The 4,805-nt window shown below is 66.5% G+C and carries 4 protein-coding genes; 1 reads left to right on the plus strand and 3 read right to left on the minus strand.

Annotated elements, in window-relative coordinates; translation table 11 throughout:
• The first annotated feature begins 293 nt into the window (after positions 1-293).
• Positions 294-530, plus strand: a complete 237-nt coding sequence (locus ADBZ5N_RS17430) for a hypothetical protein (protein ID WP_526259605.1) — start codon at positions 294-296, stop codon at positions 528-530.
• A 4-nt stretch (positions 531-534) separates the two neighbouring features.
• Here the strand turns inward: ADBZ5N_RS17430 and ADBZ5N_RS17435 are convergent, their stop codons facing one another.
• From ADBZ5N_RS17435 to uvrA, 3 genes are all read right to left on the minus strand, one after another.
• Positions 535-1,779: a Dyp-type peroxidase gene (locus tag ADBZ5N_RS17435; protein WP_526259607.1), complete on the minus strand. Its 1,245-nt coding sequence runs from the start codon at positions 1,777-1,779 to the stop codon at positions 535-537.
• Complete coding sequence (locus ADBZ5N_RS17440; RefSeq protein ID WP_526259609.1) at positions 1,776-2,303, minus strand: copper chaperone PCu(A)C; 528 nt, start codon at positions 2,301-2,303, stop codon at positions 1,776-1,778. Before ADBZ5N_RS17440 ends, ADBZ5N_RS17435 begins: the two co-directional genes overlap by 4 nt.
• A gap of 40 nt (positions 2,304-2,343) precedes the next feature.
• On the minus strand, positions 2,344-4,805 hold a 2,462-nt coding region (uvrA, locus tag ADBZ5N_RS17445), incomplete at its 5' end, for an excinuclease ABC subunit UvrA (protein WP_526259611.1).

The raw sequence follows: 4,805 nt of genomic DNA on the forward strand, positions 1-4,805 counted from the left end.
GCACCGCGCCCGACGGGGGTACGGTAAGCCTCATGGCCGACGACTTCACCTCTGATCAGCCCGCCGGTGAGCGCCCCCCACCTTCCTCGAACCAGACCGAGAAGAACCAGACCAAGCCCGCCGGCACGGACGCCGACTCAGGGTCCGCAGTGTCAGGGTCCGCAGTGTCAGGGTCCGCAGTGTCAGGGTCCGCAGTGTCAGGGTCCGCAGTGTCAGGGCCCGCACCGTCGGGGCCCGCACCGTCGGGGCCCGCACCGTCGGGGCCCGCGTCAGCCGACTCGTCGCTACCACCGGTGATCATCCCTGAGCCCGATACCGGTTACACCGCAGCCGGCGTACCGACGCTGGAGGGTGTGCGGGAGAAGATCGAGACGCGGTACGGAACGGCTCTGGGGTCCACCGAATTGGCCGAGGACACCACGGCGGGACGCGCGGTCACCGAACGTTACGAAGACAGGCAGAAAGCCGCCGCGGACAAACTCGAGGAGATCCGCGCCTCGATGCGCGAACCCGAGCACAAGCCCGACTGAGCGGTCAGCTTCGGGGGTTCTCCAATAGTTGGACACCCAGATACTGGCCGGGCTGCACACCGGGCGGGATCACGTAGACCGCAGAGCCGATCGGTGTGATCCAGCGGTTCATCGCATCGGAGTCGGCTAAACGGCGCTGAACGGGAAGGAACTGCCGGTCGATGTCGCGCTGGAAGGTGGCGAAGATCAGACCGGATTCCGAGGTCTGACCTGCCGGCGGCGGATCGTCGTAGTTGTACGGCCGACGCAGGAACCGCTCACCGGGTTGATTCGGATGCGCAAGGGCCACGTGAGCATTCGGGGGGATCACCGGCATCCCGTCGCGCTGCGCCGTGATGTCGACCGGATCGTTTTCCCGCAGCCCGGTCAGCGGGGCCCCGTTGTCCAACCGTCGCCCGACCGCGAGTTCCTTACTGGCCCGGTCCAGCTCATCCCAGGTGTCCAGGTTCATCCGGATCCGGCGCAACACCATCAGCGTGCCGCCGGCCAGCCACGGCTGCTGCCCGCCGTCGTCCCACACGACCTCCTCGAAGTCCGCTGTCCCGGCGACCGGGTTCACCGTCCCGTCCACCTGCCCCATCAGGTTGCGCATGGTGACATCCGCCGGATCGGCCGCGCGGGCCGGGCGGAAACCGGTCTGCCGCCAACGCGGCACGGCCAGTGACCGGACATTCTTGAGCAACACCCGGGTGGCGTGCGCGACGGTCATCGGGTCGTCGGCGCAGATTTGCAGCATCAGATCGGTGCCACCCCACCGTTGCTCCAGTCGGTCGACACCGAACGGCGGCAGAGGGCGCGCCGACGGCGGTTTTAGCGCGCCCGAGCCCACCCGATTGAACACTGTGGGACCCAGACCCGCCGTGACGGTCAGTCGTGCCGGCCTCGGCGCCAGTTCGGGCTCGGTATCGGCCAACGCCGGCAGACCCTGCGTCAGCCGCTCGGCATCGGTGGTCCAGAGCTTTAGAACCGCTTGCAGTGCCTCCCGGCCGACCACGTGTGGGCGCAGATCCAATCCGAGGAAGACCGCGTGACTCTGCGGCGGAGTCTCGACACCCGCCTGATGCAAACCATGAAAAGGAACCGTCTCCGCTGCGAACGGAGCCTGCGCAGTGCCACGCTGAGCACCGGAAACCCAACCGGAAGCACCCGCAGCGCCAGCCAGGCCAGCGGCTGCGGCACCACCGACCAGCAGCCGCCGCCGGCTTACCGCCGGCGGCCGACCTGGTTCGGCCGGATCAGCTGGGCTCATCCATGGCCGCCCGCGTGTTCGGTCGGTTCGTACTTCTCGTCGGCGCCCGAGTAGTCCCGGACTTGGGCGGAGAACGGCAGCGTCGTACCGTCGGCGAAGGTGAGCGTCACCTCCACGTCGGAACCGACCTTGAGTGGCGTTTTGAGGTCCATCAGCATGATGTGGTCCCCGCCGGGAGCCAGCACGTGGCTGCCGCCGGCCGGGATCGCCAGTCCCCCGCTCTTGGGCCGCATCGTGGTCGACCCGGGCGGGCCCGCCACCTCATGCAGTTCCACGCGACCGGCGACAGGTGAGGCGGCCGAGACGACCGTCACCTCGCGGGTGCCGGAGTTCTTCAACGTCCCGAACAGTCCGGTCATCCCAGTCTGGGCGGCCTTGACCCATTGATCACCGACGGTCACCACGCTGGCACCCTGATCTCGGTTCTCGCTGGCAGCCCTCTCCGGTTGTGAACAGGCCGCGACCGAACCTGCCATCAGTGATGCGGCTACCAGTGGCGCGGCGAAACGCGTCAATATCGTCATACCCCCAGGGTAGTACTACGCGCGGTAGTACTCGGGCCCGTCACGCGGTGGCCTTACGGCGCCGCGCAGCCGGCTTCGGCGCCGGGGCCTCCAGCAGACCGGACAGGAAGCTGCCGGTGTAGCTGTCGGGGCTGGAAGCGACCTCTTCCGGGGTGCCCTGGGCGACGACCATTCCCCCACCGGAACCACCCTCGGGACCCATGTCGATAATCCAGTCGGAGGTTTTGATCACGTCGAGGTTGTGTTCGATGACGATAACCGAATTGCCCTTGTCGACCAGGCCGTTGATGACTTTGAGCAGTTTGCGGATGTCCTCGAAATGCAGCCCGGTGGTGGGCTCGTCGAGGATGTAGACGGTGCGGCCGGTGGAGCGCTTCTGTAGTTCCGCGGCCAACTTCACCCGCTGAGCCTCACCGCCGGACAGCGTCGGGGCGGGCTGGCCAAGACGGACGTAACCCAGGCCGACGTCGACCAGAGTCTTCAGGTAGCGGTGGATGCCACTGATCGGCTCGAAGAACTCCGCGGCATCCTCGATGGACATGTCGAGCACCTCGGAAATCGTCTTGCCCTTGTAGTGCACTTCCAGGGTCTCGCGGTTGTAGCGGGCACCCTGGCACACCTCGCAGGGAACGTAGACGTCGGGCAGGAAGTTCATCTCGATCTTGATGGTGCCGTCACCCGAACAGGCCTCACAGCGACCGCCTTTGACGTTGAACGAGAAGCGGCCGGGCTGATAGCCGCGGACCTTCGCCTCGGTGGTGGCCGCGAACAAGGTGCGGATCTTGTCGAACACCCCGGTGTAGGTGGCCGGGTTGGACCGCGGGGTCCGGCCGATCGGCGACTGATCGACCCGCACCAGTTTGTCGACGTGTTCCAGACCGTTGATCCGGGTGTGCCGGCCGGGGACCTGGCGGGCTCCGTTGAGTTTGTTGGCCAGCACCGCGGCGAGTATGTCGTTGACGAGGGTGGACTTTCCCGATCCCGACACCCCGGTGACCGCGGTGAGAACTCCCAGTGGAAACGCCACCTCGATGTCGCGCAGGTTGTGCTCCCGGGCGCCAACCACGGCGAGTTGCCGTTTGCGGTCAATCGGGCGGCGGATCGCGGGCACCTCGATGCTCTGCTTGCCGGACAGGTAGGCCCCGGTGATCGAGTTCGGGTTTCCCAGCAGATCCTGATAGGTCCCGCTGTGCACCACCCGGCCGCCGTGCTCACCGGCCGCCGGGCCGATGTCCACGATCCAGTCGGCATGGGCGATGGTGTCCTCGTCATGCTCGACGACGATCAGCGTATTGCCCAAATCCCTTAATCGGGTGAGTGTTTCGATAAGTCGCCGGTTGTCCCGCTGGTGCAGGCCGATGGACGGCTCATCGAGGACGTAGAGCACGCCGACCAGACCCGAACCGATCTGGGTGGCCAGCCGGATGCGTTGCGCCTCGCCGCCGGACAGTGTGCCCGCCGCACGGCCCAGGGTCAGGTAGTCCAGACCGACGTCGAGCAGGAAGCCCAGCCGGGACTGCACCTCCTTGAGCACCTGCCCGGCGATGGCCTGTTCCCGCGGTCCGAGGGTGAGTTCGTTGAGGAACTGCGAACAGTCGGCGATCGACAGTTCGCACACGTCCGCGATGGACTTCTTCTGCTCCCCTGCCGCCAGGATCACAGCCAGAATCTCCGGCTTGAGTCGGGTGCCGTTGCACTCGGGGCACGGCACATCGCGCATGAAGCCCTCGTAGCGCTCCTTCATCAACTCCGAGTCGGTCTGCTCCATACGCCGTTGCAGGAAGGCCATCACACCCTCGAAGTCGGCGTAGTAGGACCGGGTACGGCCGTAGCGGTTGCGGTAGCGGACGTGAACCTGCTCGTCGCAGCCCTCCAAGAGCGCCTTGCGCGCTTTGGCGGGCAGCTTGCGCCAAGGGGTGTCGATGTCGAATCCCATTACCTCGCCGAGGCCGGCCATCATCCGGGTGAAGTAGTCGGAGTTGTGCCCCATCGCCCATGGCGCGATGGCACCATCGGCGAGCGACAGGTCGGGGTCGGGTACCACCAGTTCGGGGTCGACCTCCTTGCGGATGCCCAGGCCGCTGCACTCCGGGCAGGCACCGTAGGGCGAGTTGAACGAAAATGACCGTGGTTCAAGGTCATCCACCGCGAGAGCGTGCGCGTTGGGGCAGGCCAGTTTCTCGGAGAATCGTTGCTCGCGGTGGGGGTCGTGCTCGTCGCGGTCGACGAAGTCCAGCACCACGATGCCGTCGGCCAGCCCGAGCGCGGTCTCCACCGAGTCGGTCAACCGCTGCTTGGCGCTGGCCTTGACAGTGAGACGGTCGACGACCACCTCGATGTCGTGCTTTTCCTGCTTCTTCAGCGTCGGCGGCTCGGTGAGCGGGTGGACCACGCCGTCGACCCGGACCCGGCTGTAGCCCTGGGTGTTGAGTTTGTCGAACAGGTCGACGAATTCGCCCTTGCGGGTGCGGACCACCGGGGCGAGAACCTGGAACTTGGTGC

The organism is Mycobacterium sp., assembly GCF_044370595.1.
In the GTDB taxonomy this organism is placed as follows: Bacteria; Actinomycetota; Actinomycetes; order Mycobacteriales; family Mycobacteriaceae; genus Mycobacterium.

Coding starts and splice junctions, on each gene's coding strand:
- ADBZ5N_RS17440 (WP_526259609.1), bottom strand. CDS start 2,303: ATGACGATATTGACGCGTTTCGCCGCGCCACTGGTAGCCGCATCACTG.
- ADBZ5N_RS17435 (WP_526259607.1), bottom strand. CDS start 1,779: ATGAGCCCAGCTGATCCGGCCGAACCAGGTCGGCCGCCGGCGGTAAGC.